Annotated in this window: 16 protein-coding genes and 1 pseudogene; 8 read left to right on the top strand and 9 right to left on the bottom strand. The window is 67.8% G+C overall.

Translation table 11 applies throughout. The annotated features are described in order from the left end of the window. The first annotated feature begins 106 nt into the window (after positions 1–106). Positions 107–1,261, top strand: coding sequence for an LLM class flavin-dependent oxidoreductase (locus G6N46_RS01425; RefSeq protein WP_138249720.1), 1,155 nt, complete (start codon positions 107–109; stop codon positions 1,259–1,261). 97 nt (positions 1,262–1,358) lie between these two features. Here G6N46_RS01425 and G6N46_RS01420 read toward each other — a convergent pair whose 3' ends face one another. From G6N46_RS01420 to G6N46_RS01390, 7 genes are all read right to left on the bottom strand, one after another. Continuing rightward, positions 1,359–1,979 (bottom strand): TetR/AcrR family transcriptional regulator, encoded by a 621-nt coding sequence (locus G6N46_RS01420; protein WP_064859558.1) that lies wholly within the window; start codon positions 1,977–1,979, stop codon positions 1,359–1,361. A 404-nt stretch (positions 1,980–2,383) separates the two neighbouring features. After that, positions 2,384–4,267, bottom strand: a complete 1,884-nt coding sequence (gene lgt / locus G6N46_RS01415) for a prolipoprotein diacylglyceryl transferase (protein ID WP_138249721.1) — start codon at positions 4,265–4,267, stop codon at positions 2,384–2,386. Further along, complete coding sequence (gene trpA / locus G6N46_RS01410; protein WP_138249722.1) at positions 4,264–5,055, bottom strand: tryptophan synthase subunit alpha; 792 nt, start codon at positions 5,053–5,055, stop codon at positions 4,264–4,266. Before trpA ends, lgt begins: the two co-directional genes overlap by 4 nt. Next, a complete protein-coding gene (gene trpB, locus G6N46_RS01405; RefSeq protein WP_138249723.1) occupies positions 5,052–6,323 on the bottom strand; it encodes a tryptophan synthase subunit beta in 1,272 nt (423 codons plus the stop codon). The genes trpA and trpB overlap by 4 nt, the downstream gene beginning before the upstream one ends. Positions 6,324–6,361: 38 nt before the next feature. Beyond that, complete coding sequence (gene trpC / locus G6N46_RS01400) at positions 6,362–7,180, bottom strand: indole-3-glycerol phosphate synthase TrpC (protein WP_060999609.1); 819 nt, start codon at positions 7,178–7,180, stop codon at positions 6,362–6,364. Positions 7,181–7,274: 94 nt separating this feature from the next. After that, positions 7,275–7,901: a TIGR02234 family membrane protein gene (locus G6N46_RS01395; protein ID WP_138249724.1), complete on the bottom strand. Its 627-nt coding sequence runs from the start codon at positions 7,899–7,901 to the stop codon at positions 7,275–7,277. Next, the gene (locus tag G6N46_RS01390; protein WP_138249725.1) at positions 7,898–9,403 is read right to left on the bottom strand and encodes an anthranilate synthase component I; all 1,506 of its coding nucleotides are present in this window, start codon (positions 9,401–9,403) and stop codon (positions 7,898–7,900) included. Before G6N46_RS01390 ends, G6N46_RS01395 begins: the two co-directional genes overlap by 4 nt. A gap of 32 nt (positions 9,404–9,435) precedes the next feature. Here G6N46_RS01390 and G6N46_RS01385 point away from each other — a divergent pair, with 32 nt between their 5' ends. Further along, positions 9,436–9,891, top strand: a complete 456-nt coding sequence (locus G6N46_RS01385; protein WP_064859553.1) for a peroxiredoxin — start codon at positions 9,436–9,438, stop codon at positions 9,889–9,891. Here G6N46_RS01385 and G6N46_RS01380 read toward each other — a convergent pair. Beyond that, a complete protein-coding gene (locus G6N46_RS01380; protein ID WP_138249763.1) occupies positions 9,878–11,515 on the bottom strand; it encodes a 2-isopropylmalate synthase in 1,638 nt (545 codons plus the stop codon). The two genes, G6N46_RS01385 and G6N46_RS01380, sit on opposite strands and share 14 nt — an antisense overlap. A gap of 194 nt (positions 11,516–11,709) precedes the next feature. Between G6N46_RS01380 and G6N46_RS01375 the strand changes: the two genes are divergently transcribed. The 6 genes and pseudogenes from G6N46_RS01375 to G6N46_RS01350 all read left to right on the top strand — a co-directional run bounded on the left by G6N46_RS01375 (position 11,710) and on the right by G6N46_RS01350 (position 16,843). Continuing rightward, entirely contained in the window at positions 11,710–12,381 is a 672-nt protein-coding gene (locus G6N46_RS01375; protein WP_138249726.1) for a FadR/GntR family transcriptional regulator, read from the top strand. After that, positions 12,378–13,175, top strand: coding sequence for an ABC transporter ATP-binding protein (locus G6N46_RS01370; protein ID WP_138249727.1), 798 nt, complete (start codon positions 12,378–12,380; stop codon positions 13,173–13,175). Before G6N46_RS01375 ends, G6N46_RS01370 begins: the two co-directional genes overlap by 4 nt. A gap of 295 nt (positions 13,176–13,470) precedes the next feature. Beyond that, positions 13,471–13,839 (top strand): Rieske 2Fe-2S domain-containing protein, encoded by a 369-nt coding sequence (locus G6N46_RS01365; RefSeq protein ID WP_138249728.1) that lies wholly within the window; start codon positions 13,471–13,473, stop codon positions 13,837–13,839. Next, a pseudogene (locus G6N46_RS01360) lies at positions 13,836–14,471 on the top strand (hypothetical protein). The gene G6N46_RS01365 and the pseudogene G6N46_RS01360 overlap by 4 nt, the downstream one beginning before the upstream one ends. Next, the gene (locus G6N46_RS01355) at positions 14,468–15,868 is read left to right on the top strand and encodes a wax ester/triacylglycerol synthase domain-containing protein (protein ID WP_138249730.1); all 1,401 of its coding nucleotides are present in this window, start codon (positions 14,468–14,470) and stop codon (positions 15,866–15,868) included. Before G6N46_RS01360 ends, G6N46_RS01355 begins: the two are co-directional and overlap by 4 nt. Before the next feature lie 6 nt (positions 15,869–15,874). Then, on the top strand, positions 15,875–16,843 hold the full coding sequence (locus G6N46_RS01350) for an LLM class flavin-dependent oxidoreductase (RefSeq protein ID WP_138249731.1): 969 nt from the start codon (positions 15,875–15,877) through the stop codon (positions 16,841–16,843). Here the strand turns inward: G6N46_RS01350 and G6N46_RS01345 are convergent. Next, positions 16,840–17,718 carry an oxidoreductase gene (locus G6N46_RS01345; RefSeq protein ID WP_138249732.1) on the bottom strand — a complete coding sequence of 293 codons (879 nt, stop codon included), beginning with the start codon at positions 17,716–17,718 and terminating at the stop codon, positions 16,840–16,842. The genes G6N46_RS01350 and G6N46_RS01345 overlap by 4 nt on opposite strands. Positions 17,719–17,776 lie beyond the last annotated feature (58 nt).

Below are 17,776 nucleotides of genomic sequence, written 5' to 3'. Positions count from 1 at the left end.
CCATGATGCCCGGCGACGACGCCGATCGCCGATTTACGCCGTTCGGCTGATGCTCAGGGAGACCTCGCACCGGACAGTGGAAAGGACCGACTCCGAGGGGCAGCACATGGCACGCAACACCGGATTCCGCGTCGGCACTTCGGACGTCCTCCTGGCGGCCCGACCGACCGTCGATGCCCTGACCCGAGCCGACTACCTCGGCGCGGTCGCCACCGGCGTCGACTCGTTCTGGGTACCCGACCACCTCAACCAACTCTTTCCGCGCTCGTTGTGGCAGCCGAAATACTGCGGCGCCACCAAGGTGATCCCGACGATCGACGCCAGCTTGGAGCCGTGGACCATGTTGGGGCACATCGCCGCTCGCAATCGGGTCGGCCGACTGCGGCTCGGTGTGGCAGTGACCGACACCGGTCGGCGGAACCCTGCCGTCACCGCGCAGGCCGCGGCGACGCTGCATCTGCTCACCCGCGGGCGGGCAATCCTGGGCATCGGACCCGGAGAACGGGAAGGCAATGAGCCCTACGGGGTGGACTGGTCCAAACCGGTCGCGCGCTTCGAGGAGGCCATGGCCACCATCCGCGCGCTCTGGGATTCGGGCGGCGAACTGGTCAACCGCGACTCGCCCTTCTTCCCGTTGCGCAACGCGGTCTTCGAACTGCCGCCCTACCGAGGCAAGTGGCCCGAGATCTGGATCGCGGCCCACGGTCCACGCATGCTGCGTGCCGCAGGGCGCTACGGCGACGCCTACTTTCCGGCATTCCCGCACCAGCCGAAAGACTATGCCCAGCGGCTGGAAGTCGTTCGCACCGCCGCGTCCGACGCCGGACGCGACCCCAAGGCCGTCCTCCCTGCGGTAATGCTGTTCGTGGTGACTGGCCGCAGCAGGGACGACGTCGACGCGGCACTGGATACAGAGGTGCTCAAATCGTTCGCCCTCAACGCCAGCGACGAGATGTTCGGCCGCCACGGTGCCGAACATCCCCTGGGGCCGGGTTTCTCCGGTGCGCAGGACTTCCTGCCGCACAGCATCGACGAAGAAACGGCGCTTTCTCTCATCGACGCGGTCCCGCCGTCGCTGATGCGGGACATCTGCCTGAACGGCACACCGGACGAAATCGTCGAACAGGTGGCTGAATGGCGGGACTGCGGCGTCCGATACGTGGTGCTGGCCAACCTCAGCTTCTTGAGGCGCAACCTGCGGAAAGGCCTTGCCTCGGTCCAGCCGTTCAACCAGATCGTCCGACGGCTCAAGAGGCTCTGATGGCGCACGAACGTCGGTGACCCCTCGACACCGACGTTCGCCGCGAATCAGCGACAATATTGCCGTATTGTAACGGTTCGGGCAAACGCAGCGGGAGTTATTGGCGCAACTGACCGTGCCGGATCAGCTCGTTGACGGACTCTTCCCACCTGGCCAACTCGGGGTCAGAGGTGAACGACGCCGGCAGGTGCCGGTCGAGGTGCCGGCGCAAGATGACCGAGCCCAGAGTCAGCACCAACGGATTCAGCCCGGCCCAGACCGCGTCGAGCCCCTCGGCGGCGTCCCCGGTGTCGATCATGCGTTGCCACCGGTCGATGCCGATCCGCGCCATAGCGTCGAATATTGCGATACCGCTTGGGGTTTCAGAAGCCACCGCCCGGCCCAGATAGTCCATCACCACCAGGTGGTCGGTGAGCAGGCCGTGCACCGCCCGGCCGATCGCGGCAACGGAGTCGGGCCCCGGACTTTCCAGCGCGGCGAACATGGTCGAGCTGATGAGTTTCATCGCCACATCGTCGACGGCCTTGATCAAACCGTCCTTGGTGCCGAAATGGTGCTGCACCAACCCGACTGAAACACCCGCGGTATCGGCCACCATCTGCAACGTCGCATCGGACGTGCCCCGCTGCGCAAACACGTTCAGCGCCGCATTGAGGATGCGGTCCTGCCGAGACTGCTGCAACTGCACTCCGTCGGCTATGTCATCCACAGGAGACATCCAACCACCGCACAACCGATCAGGACCGGCGAGTGAGGAACACACCGTTCGCATGAAAGTGCAGCTTGTGCGCACTTTTGCCGCGGGCGGAATCTGAGGCCGCGGTGGCCCTGCGCCTACGGTCCTGGTGTCACGCCCTCAGTGCAGGGTCAGCGACGAGGGCTTCCCGCTATGCATCGACGCTGCAACCACGGCCTGCGCCACTCACACTTCTGCGCCCAGGATTCAGGCTCAACGACAAGGGCCCGCTCGACCGCGTTCACCCTGCAACCACGGCCTGCGCCACTCACACTTCAGCGCCCAGGATTCAGGCTCAACGACAAGGGCCGCCGAGCGTGCGCGCAGTGCGTGCTCCTTGCGGGATCCGTGGTCTGCCCGCACATTCGCGGCCTCGTAGGCCAGACTCAGCCCTGTCGGCGCCACCAACGACGACGCGGGGCGGGCGGCTCCCAAACGGGAACCCCAACGGGCTCAACCCTTTCGGTGGCGTCGCCCTTCGGCGCGGGTGCTTCAGCCGGTTCAGCGTCGGCATCGTCTTCTGCGGCTTCGGCGTCAGCGTCTTCGGCCTCAGCGTTCTCGGCCTCAGCCTCTTCGGCCTCGGCGTCTTCGGACTCAGCCTCCGCAGACTCGGAATCCGTTGCCTCTTCGGACTCGTCGACAGCCTCGACCTCCGCGGCCTCCTCGGCTTCGGGTTCCTCGGCGGCCTCGGACTCCTCGTCCTCCACGGCGTCCTCAACGTCAGCGCTGTCGTCGGCGTCCGCAACCTCCGTCTCGACGGCGGCCTCGTCAGCGTCGGATTCCGTTGTCCCTTCGGCCTCTTCTGCCTCGTCAGCGGCTTCCGCAGAATCCACGGCCTCGGCGGACTCCTCGTCCTCCGCGGCGTCCTCAACGTCAGCGCTGTCGTCGGCGTCCGCGACGTCCGTCTCGACGGCAGCTTCTTCAGCCGCTTCCGCAGAATCCACGGCCTCCGCAGACTCTTCGGCCTCCGCAGACTCTTCGGCCTCCGCGGCGTCCTCGACGTCAGCGCTGTCGTCGCCGTCGGCAACGTCCGTCTCGGCGGCAGCCTCCTCAGCGGCTTCGTCGGACTCAGTTGTGCCCTCGGACTCCTCGGCCACCTCGACGGCTTCGGCCTCGTCGGCATCCAGGTCTGCGGCTTCGGCGTCGGACTCGTCTGCTTCCTCGACCTCGTCGGAATCGACTGACTCGCCGCCGGATTCGTCGGCAGCCGTCTCGGCATCGGCGGCCTGTTCGGCCAGCGCCACGGGTTCGTCGGATTGGGTCTCGACGGCGTCGGCCTCGTCGGCGACGTCGGCATCCCCGCCCGATGCGGCAGTGGCAGCAGCACCGGCGGCGACGACCGCGGGCACCTTCACGGCAACTCCGGTGTCGAAATCGAGGACGTCGCCGGCGTCGTCGACCTGCCGGCCACCGAGCGTCGCCGGATCTTCGCGGCCCCGCGGCGCCACCATCATGTAGACCACCGCGCCGATGAAGACGAAGGTCGAGGTGAACGAGTTGACCCGGATACCGGCGATCAGCGTCGCGGTGTCGCTGCGCATCAGCTCGACGCCGAAGCGACCGACGCAGTAGGCGGCGACGTACAGCGCGAACAGCCGGCCGTGGCCCAGCCTGAAGCGACGGTCGGCCCACAGCAGCAGGAAGAAAACCAGGAGGTTCCACAGCAATTCGTAGAGGAACGTCGGGTGCACGACCTCGTAGACCTGCCCGGTCGAAACCCCGTTGAGCAGGTGCGGGTTCACCACGCCGGAACCGTCGCTGCGCTGGAAGATCTGCAGGCCCCACGGCAGATCGGTGGGGCGGCCGTACAGCTCCTGGTTGAAGTAGTTGCCGAGGCGGCCGATGGCCTGGGCCAGGATCACCCCGGGCGCGACGGCATCACCGAACGCGGGCAAGGGAATTCCGTGCCGGCGGCAGCCGATCCAGGCGCCGACCGCGCCGAGTGCCACCGCACCCCAGATGCCCAGGCCGCCGTCCCAGATGCGGACGGCACCGGCGATACCGGCGCCCCCCTCGGCGAAGTAGGTGCGCCAGTCGGTCATCAGGTGGTACAGGCGACCACCGATGAGACCGAACGGCACCGTCCACAGCGCGATGTCGTAGATGACGCCCGGCTCACCACCACGCGCGACCCAGCGCCGGTCGCCGATGATCAGCGCGGCGATGATGCCGGTGATGATGCAGAGCGCGTACGCCCGGATCGGTACTGGCCCCAAATGCCAGACGCCCTGGGCCGGACTCGGGATGTATGCCAGCAACGATGTGGTCACGCGGAAACTTTCTGTCGCACTCCGTGGGCCAGTTCTTCGGACAAAGCTCGTACCGCGGGGATGCCCCCGTCGCCGAGCGCGGATACCAGCGCCGAGCCGACGATGACACCGTCGGCGTACGACGCGATCTCAGCGGCCTGCTCGCGCGAGCGCACGCCGAGGCCGACACCCACCGGGATGTCCGACACGGCCCGCACCCGGGACACCAGCTCGGGTGCCATGTTCGACACCGCGTCCCGCGCACCCGTCACACCCATGGTCGATGCGGCATAGACGAATCCGCGCGACGCCTGCACCGTGGTTGCCAGCCGCTCCGGAGTGGACGACGGCGCCACCAGGAAGATGCGATCGAGGTTGTGGGCGTCGGAGACGGTGAACCACTCGTCGGCTTCGTCCGGGATCAGGTCGGGGGTGATGAGCCCGAGCCCGCCTGCCGCGGCCAGATCGCGCGCGAAAGCGTCAACGCCCCAGCGCAGCACCGGGTTCCAGTAGGTCATGACGACGGCGTGGCCGCCCGCGTTGCTGATCGCCTCGACGGCCCGCAGCGCATCGCGGACCCGCACGCCGCCCTGCAGGGCGGTGTTGGTGGCGGCCGCGATGACCGGCCCGTCCATTCCGGGATCGGAGTAGGCAACGCCGACTTCGATGATGTCGCAACCGGATTCGGTCATCGCGACCATCGCGTCGATCGAGGTCTGCACGTCCGGGTAGCCGGTCGGCAGGTACCCGATCAGCGCCGAACGCCCTTCGGCCCGGCACGATTCGAACAATCCAGCCAGTCGGCTCATGACGCTTCCCCAGTCTCACCGTCCAGTAGACCGAACCATTTCGCGGCGGTCTCGACGTCCTTGTCGCCGCGGCCGGACAGGTTCACCACGATCACCGAACCCGGCCCCAGTTCGCTGCCGAGTTTCAGCGCGCCCGCGACGGCGTGCGCCGATTCGATCGCCGGGATGATGCCCTCGGTGCGGCACAGCAGGCCGAACGCTTCCATGGCCTCGGTATCGGTCACCGGCCGGTACTCGGCGCGGCCGACGTCCTTGAGGTAGGCATGTTCCGGACCGACGCCCGGGTAGTCCAAACCGGCTGAGATGGAATGCGATTCGATGGTCTGGCCGTCCTCGTCCTGCAGCAGGTACGAGAACGAGCCCTGGAACGCACCCGGTGATCCTCCGGTGAAAGTCGCTGCGTGCCTTCCGGTTTCGACACCGTCGCCGGCCGCTTCGAAACCGACCAGGCGCACACCCGGATCGTCGATGAAGGCGTGGAAGACGCCGATGGCGTTCGATCCGCCGCCGACGCATGCCGTGACCGCGTCGGGCAGCCGGCCGGCCTGCTGCTGTATCTGGACCCGCGCTTCCAAACCGATGACGCGCTGGAAGTCGCGCACCATGACGGGGAACGGGTGCGGTCCGGCCGCGGTGCCGAAGCAGTAGTAGGTGTCGTCCGCGTTGGTGACCCAGTCGCGGAAGGCTTCGTTGATGGCGTCCTTGAGGGTCGCCGAACCGGCCTCGACCGACACCACGGTGCCACCGAGCAGCCGCATCCGGGCCACGTTCAGCGCCTGCCGGGCGGTGTCGACCGCACCCATGTAGACGACGCACTCCAGGCCGAGCAGCGCGCAGGCCGTCGCGGTCGCGACGCCGTGCTGGCCGGCGCCGGTCTCGGCGATGACGCGGGTCTTGCCCATGCGCTTGGCCAGCAGCGCCTGCCCGAGCACGTTGTTGATCTTGTGAGAACCGGTGTGGTTCAGGTCTTCTCGTTTGAGGAACAGCCGCGCGCCGCCGGCATGTTCGGACAGTCGCGTCGCTTCGTACAGCGGCGACGGCCGGCCGGTGTAGTGCTGCTGCAGCCGGTCGAGCTCGTCGAGGAACGTCTGGTCGGTGCGGACCTTGTCGTAGGCCGCGGTGACTTCCTCGATGACGGCCATCAGAGCCTCGGGCACCAGCCGGCCGCCGTAGGCACCGAAGTGCCCCTTGGCGTCGGGGTCGTGGCTTGTGGCTTCGGCGACCGCCGCGCTCATCCGCGGCAATTCGGTACCAGTGCGATCAGACATAAGAACTCGGGCTGCTTCTTCGCGCAGGAGCCCGCAATTCAGCGGGCTGGTTTCGGGCAGGACGGGTGCGTGCCGGCAGTTACCAGGTCGGCGACGGCGCTCCGCGGATCGCCACTTGTCACCAGGCCCTCGCCGACCAGGACGGCGTCGGCGCCGGCACCGGCGTAGGCCAGCAGGTCGGCGGTGCCACGCACCCCCGACTCGGCGATCCGGATGATGTTGCTCGGCAGGCCGGGCGCGATGCGGCCGAAGCAGTCGCGGTCGACCTCGAGGGTCTTGAGGTCGCGGGCGTTGACGCCGATGACCTTGGCCCCGGCCTGGATGGCCCGGTCCGCTTCTTCCTCGGTGTGCACCTCGACCAGTGGGGTCATCCCGAGCGACTCGGTCCGATCGATCATCGAGGTGAGCACGGACTGCTCGAGCGCGGCGACGATCAGCAGTAGCATGTCTGCGCCGTGGGCCCGGGCCTCGTGAATCTGGTACGGGGTGACGATGAAGTCCTTGCGCAGCACCGGAATCGACACCGCGGCACGCACGGCATCCAGGTCGGCCAGCGAACCGTTGAAGCGACGCTCCTCGGTCAGCACGCTGATCACCCGGGCACCGCCGGACTCGTAGGCCTTGGCCAGCTTGGCGGGATCGTCGATCTGCGCCAACGCACCCTTGCTGGGGCTGGCCCGCTTGACCTCGGCGATGACGCCGATGCCCGGCTCACGCAGCGCGGCGAGTGCATCCTTGGCCGTCGGCGCCTTCTTGGCCCGCTCCTTGACCTCGGTCAGACTCAGCGCGGCTTCGCGGGCGGCAACGTCAGCGCGAACTCCCTCGATGATGGAGTCGAGCACGGTCCCCGAAGTCATAACGCGTCGTCGTCCTTCCGTGCCGGTTCGGCAAGCCAGATGATCATCTCGAAGGGTAGTCGCCGAGGCGGCACAGACTGCCACCGGGCCACGCTCATTTGGTCCCGCCGTCGTTCTGGGTGGGGTCACGACCCTCGACCTGCGTCGGATCGCGACCTTCGTCGATGGCATCCCAGATCATCCGTTCGGACATGCCGTCGGCAGTCTCGTCCTGTGCCGCCTCGCGACGCGCACCCGGCGCGGCGTATTTGGTGGTGGCCGGCCCAGCGGCTCCGCGGCGGGCCGAACGCATCAGCAAAACGGCTCCGACCAGCGTCAACACCGCCGCCCCCAGCGTCACGCCGGCGCCCCAGTAGTGCCGCTGCGTCCCCACCAGAAACATGACCGCGATCTGCGCCATATCCGCCGCACGGACCGAGACGTCGGTGACCGCCCAGAGGCTGATGGCCAGATATCCCATCCCGGCACTGGCGACGGCGACCAGCAGCGCCAGCAGCCGCAACGCCCAGCCGCGCACAGCCAGCGCCGCCACCGCGGCAGCGCCGGCCAGCAACGCCAGCGGGATGAGGGCCGTCGACCAGGCCGCTCCGGACAGCGTCGTCGTCTTCGGCTGGCCCAGCCCGTCGAACGACGACACGTCCACCCACGGCAGCCGGGAGGCGCCCCACAGCATCAGGGCAGCGACGAGCAGCAGCACCTGAGCGGTGCGCGTGGTCCTCACGGCTCGCTCAGCGTCTCGGCGGCCGCGATGGCCGCCAGGACGGCCTTGGCCTTGTTGGACGACTCGTTGTATTCGTACGGCCCGTTGGAGTCGGCCACGACGCCGCCACCGGCCTGCACGTAGGCGGTGCCGCCGCGCATCAGCGCGGTGCGGATAGCGATGGCGAAATCGGCGTTGCCGGCGAAGTCGAGGTACCCGAGCACGCCGCCGTACAGGCCACGACGCGTCAGCTCGACCTCTTCGATGAGCTCCATGGCCCGGACCTTCGGCGCACCGGACAGCGTCCCGGCCGGGAAGCAGGCGGTGACGGCGTCCAGCGCGGTCTTGTCGTCGGCGAGGTGGCCGGTGACGGTGGAGACCAGGTGCATGACGTGGCTGTAGCGCTCGATATGGCTGTAGTCCTCGACGCGCACGGTCCCGGGCTTGCAGACACGGCCCAGGTCGTTACGCCCGAGGTCGACAAGCATGAGGTGCTCGGAACGCTCCTTGTCGTCGGCGAGGAGTTCCTTTTCGAGGAGGATGTCGTCCTCTTCGGTGGCGCCGCGCCACCTGGTGCCGGCGATCGGATGCGTCGTCGCCACCCCGTCCTTCACCGTGACGAGCGCCTCCGGGCTGGATCCGACGACCGAGAAGTCAAGGCCGCCTTCGGCATTGGGCACATTGAGCAGGTACATGTACGGGCTGGGGTTGGTGACCCGCAGCACCCGGTAGACATCAAGAGGATCGGCTGGGGTATCCAATTCGAAGCGCTGCGAGGGCACGACCTGGAACGCCTCGCCGGCCTCGATGTCGCCGACCAGCTTCTCGACGATGGCCGTGTACTCCTCGACCGTGCGCTGCTGGCGGGGCTGCGGCTGCGGGCGGTCGAAGGTCGCGATGCTCGACGACAGCGGCTCCCCCAGCGCCCGGGTCATGACGTCGAGGCGGGCGACGGCATCGTCGTAGGCCCAGTCGACGCGCTCGTCGGTGCCGTTCCAGTTGACCGCGTTGGCGATGAGCGTGATGGTGCCCTCGTGGTGGTCGACGGCGGCCATATCGGTGGCCAGCAGCAGCACCATGTCGGGCAGCTTGAGGTCGTCTTTCGCCAGTTCAGGGAGCCGTTCCAAGCGCCGCACCATGTCGTAGGCGAAGTACCCCACCAGCCCGCTCGACAACGGCGGCAGCCCCGGCACCGGCGCCGTCTGCAGCAGCGCCAGGGTGTCACGCACCGCCTGCAGCGGATCGCCGCCACTGGGTGCGTCCTGCGGCGTGCTGCCGAGCCAGACCGCCTCGCCGTCCTTGACCGTCAGTGCCGACGGGGCGCCCGCACCGATGAACGACCAGCGCGACCAGGATCGCCCGTTCTCCGCCGATTCCAGCAGAAACGTGCCGGGACGGTTGGCCGCCAGCTTGCGGTAGGCCGACAACGGCGTCTCGCTGTCGGCGAGCACCTTGCGCGTCACCGGCACGACACGGTGCTCGGCGGCCAGCGCCTGGAATTCCTCGCGTGAGGTCGTCTTCACGGGGCAATCCTCCCAGAAGTAGCGTGGCAACCATGAAACGTGGTGACCTCGTCGCAGAGTTCAATCTCCCCGACCAGACCGGGACGAACCGCAGCCTCTCCGAACTGCTGGCCGACGGGCCGATCGTGCTGTTCTTCTATCCCGCGGCCATGACGCCGGGCTGCACCATGGAGGCCTGCCACTTCCGCGACCTGGCGGCCGAGTTCGCCGCGGTCGGTGCCTCCCGCGTCGGGATCAGCATGGACGCGGTCGAGAAGCAGGACAAATTCGCCGAGAAGCACAGCTTCGACTACCCGCTGCTGTCGGACACCTCCGGCGCGGTGGCCGAGGCGTTCGGGGTGAAACGTGGCCTGCTCGGCAAGCTGATGCCCGTCAAGCGGACGACGTTCGTCATCGACACCGATCGCAGGGTCCTCGAGGTCATCGCCAGCGAGATCTCGATGGACTCCCACGCCGACAAGGCGCTCGAGGTGCTCAGGGCGCGTTAGCCGCCCGGATGACCGCCGCCAGCGACGCGGTGAGCACCGAGTCACTGCGGCCGCACGACCAGCCGCCGCGGTGTTCGAGGTAGGTGACCGCCGTGGCGCCGATCGACTGCTGGGTGAGGCCCAGAATCTCGACCGGCCGGTCCACATCGGCCAGCGCCTGCGTCAGCGCCTCGACGGGGCCGACGCCGCGATGGGTGCTGGTGCGGGCGATGCCGTTGACCGTCACCGTGATCTCGGTGGTGTCGTCGCTGCTGACGTGCCAGTCCTTCAGCTCTACCGGGCCGCCGCAGCCCAGGTAGGTCGCCTCGAACAGGTCGTACAGCTCGGCGGCGGTCACCTCGGTGCCGCTGCCGTCGGTATGGGCCTGCACGTGCCTGGCGAAGTCGATCTGCAGCCGGCGCGGCAGGTCCAGCCCGTACCCGGTGTGCAGCAGATAGGCGATGCCGCCCTTGCCCGATTGTGAATTCACCCGGATGACCGCGTCGTAACTGCGGCCGATGTCGGCCGGATCGATGGGCAGATACGGTACGCGCCAATCGATTTCGCGTTCGTCGCGGTTCTCGGCCGCCGCCCGGGCCCGGTGTTCGGCCAGCCCCTTCTTGATGGCGTCCTGATGGGTTCCCGAGAACGCGGTGTGCACCAGGTCGCCCACGTAGGGATGGCGTTCGTGGATCGGCATCCGGGTGCAGTGCGCCACCGTGCGGGCGATCGCGTCGATATCGGAGAAGTCGATCATCGGGTCGACGCCCTGCGCATACAGATTCAGGGCCAGGGTCGCGATGTCGACGTTGCCGGTGCGCTCACCATTGCCGAACACACAGCCCTCGACGCGTTGCGCTCCGGCCAGCACGGCCAATTCCGCGCAGGCCACGCCGGTCCCCCGGTCATTGTGCGGGTGCACCGACAAGATCACCGCGTCGCGCCGGGCCAGGTTCCGGTGCATGTACTCGATCTGGTCGGCATACACATTGGGCGTCGCAACCTCAACGGTGGCAGGCAGATTCAGGATCACCGGCCGGCTCTCGGTGGCGTCCCACAGCTGCGTCACGGCGTCGCAGATCTCCAGCACATAATCGGGTTCGGTGAGGTTGAACACCTCGGGCGAGAACTGGAACCGGATGTTCGGCATGCCCTCGGTCAAGGTCAGCACGTCGAGCGCGCCGTGCAGGATCAGACTGCGCAGCTCGTCACGGTCCTTGCCCAGCACGGTGTTTCGCCACGTGGGAGCGGTCGCGGTGTACATGTGGATGACGACGTCGTTGCGCATGCCCCGCACCGAGTCGACGGTGCGCTCGATCAGGTCGCGACGGGCCGGGGTGAACACCGCGATGGTGACATCTGGTGGCGCGATGTCGGTTTCGGCCAACAGGCGCACGAAGTCGAAATCGGTCTGGGACGCCGAGGGATAACCGACCTCGATCTCCTTGTAGCCCATGGCGACGAGCTGTTCGAAGAATCGGCGTTTGCGATCGGGGTCCATCGGTTCGGCCAGGGCCTGGTTGCCGTCGCGGAGGTCGACGGGCACCCACAGCGGAGCGGCGGTGATTCGGTTGCTGGGCCAATCCCGTTTGACGGGAGGGATTTCCACGCGGTCGAAGACATCGGCGTAACGGTGCCACGGCATGGTTGACGGTTGTTGACGGTTCCAGGAGGTGTTCATGAGTGGTCTGCTCTCGGTCAGGTTTGGGGTGACCGGTCGCGACAGAGCCCCACGGCAGGGGGCCGGTCGTTTCAGACCCCGCCGCGGCAGCCAAGGAGAAGCACGCGCGTCATGATGGTTAGACTATACACAACTCCTCAGACAAGTAGAGAGGTTTCATGGTCTCGCAGGTATCGCGTCAGCCCTTGGCGGCGCAGGCCGCCCAGCTGCTGCTGACGCGCATCAAAGATGGTGAATGGGCCCTGGGACAACGACTTCCGGGCGAAACCACGCTGGCCGCCCAGCTCGGCGTCGGCCGTTCCACCCTGCGTGAGGCCATCCGCGAACTGGCCGGAAAGGGCGTCCTCGACAGCCGCCAGGGCGCCGGCGTCTTCGTCATCGCCCTCGATGTCACCGATGACTGGGACACCGTGCTGCGCAGCGCGAACATCGCCTCGGTGATCGAGGCTCGCATCGCCATCGAGGCCGAGGGCGCCGCGCTCGCCGCAACCCGGCGCACACCGGCCGATCTGCGCACCATCCGTCGCACCCTCGCCGCCCGCGGCGTCACCGGCCAGTCGGTCCCCGAACATGTGGACGCCGACATGGCCTTTCACCGGGCCGTGATCGCCGCGGCACACAACGACGTGCTGACCCAACTGTTCGACGCATTCCTGCCCCGGCTGCGGCTGGCCATGATCGACATGCTGAAGATCCGCCCGATCGCATCAGAGCCGTGCGACCACGCACTGCATCAGCAACTCGCCGACGCCATCGTCGCGCGCGATCCCGCCGCCGCGGCCGCCGCGAGCCGCACCCACCTGAGCGCTTTGAAGGAGTCGTTCACATGACCCCGGTCCTCGAAATCGACAACGTCACCTTCCGCCGCGAGGGCAAGCAGATCATCGACGGCATCTCGCTGACGGTGCAGGAGGGCGAGCACTGGGCGCTGCTCGGCCCCAACGGCGCGGGCAAGAGCACGCTGCTCGGCTTCTGCGGTGCCGTGACGTTCCCGACGACCGGTGTCGTTCGGGTCCTGGGTGCGCAGATGGGCCGCACCGACCTGGCACCGCTGCGCCGGTCGATCGGCCACGTGAATCCCCGGCACCGGCTGCAGTACCCCCTGACGGTGCGCGAGGTGGTCCTGACCGGGATCACCGGCACCATCGACACCGCGGCCCGCTGGACACCCACCGCCGACGACATCGCACGGGCCGACGAGCTGATCGGCACGGTGGGACTGCCCCACCGCGCCGATGCGGTGTGGCCGACACTCTCGCAGGGCGAGCGGGGCCGGACCCTGATCGCCCGCGCCCTGATCGCCGAGCCGCGGCTGCTGCTCCTCGACGAACCGACCACCGGCCTGGACGTCGCAGCGCGCGAGCAGCTGCTGGAAACCCTTGACACGCTGGAGCATTCACATCCCGAAATGGCGTCGATCCTGGTGACGCATCACCTCGAGGAGCTGCCCACGTCGACGTCCCACGCACTGTTGATCTCCGGCGGCCGCACGGTCGCGGTGGGACCAGCGGTCGAGACCGTGACGACCGATCATGTGTCGGAGGCCTTTTCGCATCCGGTCGAGGTCGGCTACGACCACGGCCGGTGGTCGGCGCGGGCAAAAGCCGGCCGGGTCATCGCCTAACACACAAGCCGGGCCCTGTCCGGCTATTGGCAGTATTACTGGCCAGTACCTTGCCGAATATCGGTAATTTACGTGCGCGACAGAGTCTTTCGGTTCTCTTGCGACGGTCGTCGAACTAGTGGTCTACTGCGAACTAGAACATGTTCTACTAGCCACCCACAACGACGTGGACGCGGGAACGTAGTCGGGGAAATCTACGGACACGTGCAGGATTGCCGCATGCCCGTCGCCGGCGCTGTCCACGCGTCACCTGTTTCGGATTCGACTCCACCGCGCGGACAGCGAAAGGGCTTCGATGACCTCAACGACGGAAGTGACGAACCTCAGCCGGGCCGGGGACGCGTTCCCGCCGTACCCATACAGCTGGTACGCGGTGGCGTTCGCCCACGAGCTGGGGCCCGGGACGGTGCTGACGCGGCGCTTCCTCGACGGCGAGATCATCGTCTTCCAGACTGCATCCGGCGAGCTGTCCGCCGCCGAGCCCTACTGCCCTCACCTCGGCGCCCACATCGGGAAACGTGGCTGGGTCGACGGCGAAGCCGTGGTCTGCCCGTTCCACGAGTTCAGATTCGCTCCGTCGGGCACCTGCGTCTCGACCCCGACAGGAGAGCCGCCGCGCGGCGCGGCACTCAAGACGCTGCGGTCCGCAACCACCTGGGCATGATCATGGTGTACCACGGTCCACCCGGACAGCAGCCGGCATTCGAACTCGACCTGCCCGCCGCCGATGCGGACTGGCATCCGATCGCCACCAAGAAGCTGCATTTCAAGACGCATCCGCAGGAAGTCAACGAAAATGGTTTGGACCACGCGCATTTCGCGACCATCCACAAGTTTCGCGACTTCGTCGTACCCAAACCGATGGAGATCGACGGTCCGCGCATCTATACCGAATACGGTGGCACCAAGCCCATTCCGGTGATCGGCGGTGTCAGCTTCCACTTCAAGTCGGTCCTGGTCGGCCTCGGATTCTCCCTGGTTGAGATCGCCATCCAGGGCGGCCTGACGGTCCGCCAGATGGTGCTGCCCACGCCGGTCGCCGAACGCAACGTCGACATCTACATCGGCATCGCCGCGAAAAGGCATGTGCGCAACCGGCTTGTGCGCGCGCTGCTGGCACCGGTCGAACGCCTGGCGGGCTGGATCGTGCTGCAGGTCGTCGCCTACGAGGTACAGCGTGATCAGCTGATCTGAGACGACAAGGTGTACCTCGAGCATCCCAAGCTGACGCCCGGCGACGGGCCGATCGGCAAGTACCGCCACTGGGTACGGCAGTTCTACACGCCGGCGGCATGAGCACTGCCATGCCCCGCGCCGAGCGGGTCAGCGGGATGGACGCCTGGCAGCTCTATCAGGAGACCGGGCTGCAGGTCGGCAACGGCATGTCGCTGATCCTCGTCGATCGCAGTTCGGTGATCGGAAATCTGCGGGACTACGTGGTGTCGGCCCTGGACAACCGCATGCACCTGATGCCCGCGTACCGCAAGGTGCTGTACGACCCGTGGTTCAACCTGGACCGGCCGATGCTGGTGGCCCGGCCGCAGATCGACGTGTCGGCGCATGTGACAGCCCTGCCCATGCCCGCGCCCGGAGGCGCGGTCGGTGCGGCCAAGGCACTGGCCGCGGTCCGTGCGATGCACCTGGACCGACGGGAACCCTTGTGGCACATGTACGTTCTGGAAGACAACGACACCGACCACGCGTATCTGATCTCGGTGGTGCATCACCTCCTCGTCGACGGTGACTCGGCAATCGAGGTCACCGGTTGTCTGATGACCCCGGGCGATCTGAGTACCCGGCCCGCCATGGCCGTTCCCGAATCGTCGACGTTTCCGGCGCGGCCGGCGGCCATCGCGCGCGATGCCGCCGCACGCAAGGCGCGTCGCCTCCGGCGACTCCCCCGGCTCGTGGCCACCTCGGCGCGGGTCCTGCGTGGCAAGTGGGCCGCCCGCCACCTCGACGTGAAAGCACCACGGACGGCGCTGAACTGTTCGCTGTCGGGTACCTCCACCGCGGCCGTCGCCGTCCTGCCGCTCGCGGATCTCCAGACGGTGGCCCAACGGTTTTCGGTCACCATCAACCACATCCTGCTCAGCTGCGTGGGCGCCGCCCTGGACGGTGTACTGCACCGGCAGGGCCGGCGTCCGCAGCAGCCGCTGGTGGCGGCCGTGCCCTATGCGATGCGCGCCGCCGACACGTCCGACTACGTCACCGACGGCATCGGCACCACGACTGTGCTGCGCGTCAACCTGAACACCACGGTGGCCGATCCGGTGCGGCGCCTGCTCGCCGTCGCCGAACACGCACGGGCGGTCAAAACAGTGCAGGAACAACGGGGCGTCAACCTGTTTCGGCAGTGGAACGAATACGCTCCGGGCCGCGCCGTCAATCTGCTGTTCCGCACCATCGAGCGGTTCGGTCTGGCCGAACGGATCTCGTGGCCCTGCAACGTCATCGTGTCCAACGCCAGCGGCATCGCGGTCGACGATCCGGTGTTCCTCAACCTGCCGGCCCTGCGCTTCCATCCGGCCGGGCCGCTGTACCACGGCATGGGTCCCAGCGTCATCGCCATGTCCTGGAACAACAACTTGTGCCTCTCGGTGACGGCGGACTCCCGGCACGTCTCCGACGCCGCCGCCATCACCGAGGGCATCGAGTCGGAGCTCGCGACCCTACTGGCCGCGGCGCGTTAGGGTTTCGTGTTCACCCTGCGGTTCGACATGCGGGCCCCCGCCGGTGGCGCGCCGGCGTCGTCGCTGTACCCCGCTGCGCTCGACATGGCCGCGTGGGCCGAATCCCGCGGCCTGATCCTGCTGGTGGTGTCCGAGCACCACGCCGCCGAAGACGGGTACCTGCCCAGCCCGTTGCCGATGGCCGCGGCACTGGCCGCCCGCACCACATCGGTGCCCATCGCCGTGAGCGCCCTCATCCTGCCGTTGTACAACCCGGTGCGGCTGGCCGAGGACATCGGCGTACTGGACCATCTCAGCGGCGGACGGATCTCCTACACCTTGGGTGTCGGCTACCGGCCCGAGGAGTTCGAGTCGCTCGGCGTCGACTATCACCGCCGCGGCGAATTGGCCGAAGCGCACCTGACGGTGTTACTCAAAGCCCTTGACGGAGCGCCCTTTTACGACGACGAACGCGGTGTGCTGGTCCGGCCCGCACCCGAGCGCAAGGTGCGACTGTCCTATGGCGGCGGCACGCCGCGGGCCGCACGCCGCGCGGCCCGCTTCGGGCTGGGGTTCAACGCCCAGAACAACCTGCCGGAGCTGGCCGATGCCTACTACGACGAATGTGCCAGGCAGGGCCGCGTTCCCGGCCGGATGCAGCAACCTCGGCCCGGGTTCCCGACGACGGTCTTCGTCGCCGACGACGTGGACCGGGCCTGGCACGAGATCGGGCCGTACCTGCTCCACGATGCGATGACGTACGCCGACGGCCATCACGACCCGCACATCGTCAGCCTGTCCACCGCGCAGACCATCGATGCGCTGCGTGCCGAAAACGGCAGCCACCGCATCTATTCGGTGGACCAGGCGATCGAGGCCATCGCCCGGGACGGGGTGCTGTCCCTGCACCCGCTCTGCGGTGGTCTACCGCCCGAGCTCGCCTGGCCCTACCTGCACCGCGTCGTCGACGAGGTCATGCCCGCCGTACCGCGCTAGAACCGGACGCCGGTGAGGGATTCCGCCGTCTCCCACAGGCGCTGCGCGACAAGCGGATCGCGCGCGGCAGGGGCGAGTTCGACCTTCACCGGCGCGCCCGTCATCTGCAGACGCCCACCCGGACCGTAGAAGTCACCGGCAACGGCGTCGGGATCGGTGGCCGCGCGCAGGATCGGCAGTGCCCCGCCGTCGGCGTCCTGCACGAACCACGACGTGGAGAACCGCAGCCGCGGGTGATACGCCAGCTGCTGCCAACCCTGGTCACGCAGGATCGCCGTCCTGGCGCTGCCGGGGTGCGCGGCCACGCACATGGCCTGGTGCCGCCGGTTGTACTCGGACATGAACAGCAGTTGCGCGAGTTTCGAATTCGCGTACGCCTTCGCGCTGCGGAACTTCTTGCGGCTGTGCAGATCCTCGAAGTCGATGACGCCGCGGCGGTGCGTCACGCTGCTGACCATCACGATGCGCTCGGCGCGGTCGTGCAGCAGGCCCGTGAGGGCGAAGTGCCCGAGGAAGTTCACCCCGAAATCGCCCTCGAAACCGTCCTTCGTCTCGGTGCGCACCCGATGCATGACGCCGGCGTTGTTGATCAGCAGGTCGATCCTGCGGTGCCGCGCACGCAGACTCTCGGCACAGCGCCGCACCGACGCCAAATCCGCCAGGTCCAGTTCCGCGAATTCGGTTGTCGCATCCGGCAGTGCGGCCTGCACCCGCCGAGCGGCGTCGGCATTGCGGCAGGCCAGCACCACCGTCGCTCCGAGCCCGGCCAGCCCCCTGGCGATCTCGACACCGATCCCGCTGCCGGCGCCGGTGACCAGCGCGACGCGTCCGTCCTGACGGCTTGCGTCGGCCAGGGTCCACGGTGCGCTCGTCATACTCCCTGCAGACTAGTGATTTGTGCACGATTTTCCGCGCACGCCGCGGAAAATCGTG

Source organism: Mycolicibacterium phocaicum (assembly GCF_010731115.1).
Classification (GTDB): domain Bacteria; phylum Actinomycetota; class Actinomycetes; order Mycobacteriales; family Mycobacteriaceae; genus Mycobacterium; species Mycobacterium phocaicum.
The sequence above is the reverse complement of the archived record's forward strand: the minus strand, read 5'-3'. Positions and strand labels throughout refer to the sequence as shown.

Bases quoted from the DNA above. Each gene is read 5' to 3' on its own strand.
- G6N46_RS01425 (WP_138249720.1), top strand. From the start codon at position 107: ATGGCACGCAACACCGGATTCCGCGTCGGCACTTCGGACGTCCTCCTG.
- G6N46_RS01420 (WP_064859558.1), bottom strand. From the start codon at position 1,979: ATGTCTCCTGTGGATGACATAGCCGACGGAGTGCAGTTGCAGCAGTCT.
- trpA (WP_138249722.1), bottom strand. From the start codon at position 5,055: ATGAGCCGACTGGCTGGATTGTTCGAATCGTGCCGGGCCGAAGGGCGT.
- trpB (WP_138249723.1), bottom strand. From the start codon at position 6,323: ATGTCTGATCGCACTGGTACCGAATTGCCGCGGATGAGCGCGGCGGTC.
- trpC (WP_060999609.1), bottom strand. From the start codon at position 7,180: ATGACTTCGGGGACCGTGCTCGACTCCATCATCGAGGGAGTTCGCGCT.
- G6N46_RS01385 (WP_064859553.1), top strand. From the start codon at position 9,436: ATGAAACGTGGTGACCTCGTCGCAGAGTTCAATCTCCCCGACCAGACC.
- G6N46_RS01380 (WP_138249763.1), bottom strand. From the start codon at position 11,515: ATGCCGTGGCACCGTTACGCCGATGTCTTCGACCGCGTGGAAATCCCT.
- G6N46_RS01375 (WP_138249726.1), top strand. From the start codon at position 11,710: ATGGTCTCGCAGGTATCGCGTCAGCCCTTGGCGGCGCAGGCCGCCCAG.
- G6N46_RS01370 (WP_138249727.1), top strand. From the start codon at position 12,378: ATGACCCCGGTCCTCGAAATCGACAACGTCACCTTCCGCCGCGAGGGC.
- G6N46_RS01365 (WP_138249728.1), top strand. From the start codon at position 13,471: ATGACCTCAACGACGGAAGTGACGAACCTCAGCCGGGCCGGGGACGCG.
- G6N46_RS01355 (WP_138249730.1), top strand. From the start codon at position 14,468: ATGAGCACTGCCATGCCCCGCGCCGAGCGGGTCAGCGGGATGGACGCC.
- G6N46_RS01345 (WP_138249732.1), bottom strand. From the start codon at position 17,718: ATGACGAGCGCACCGTGGACCCTGGCCGACGCAAGCCGTCAGGACGGA.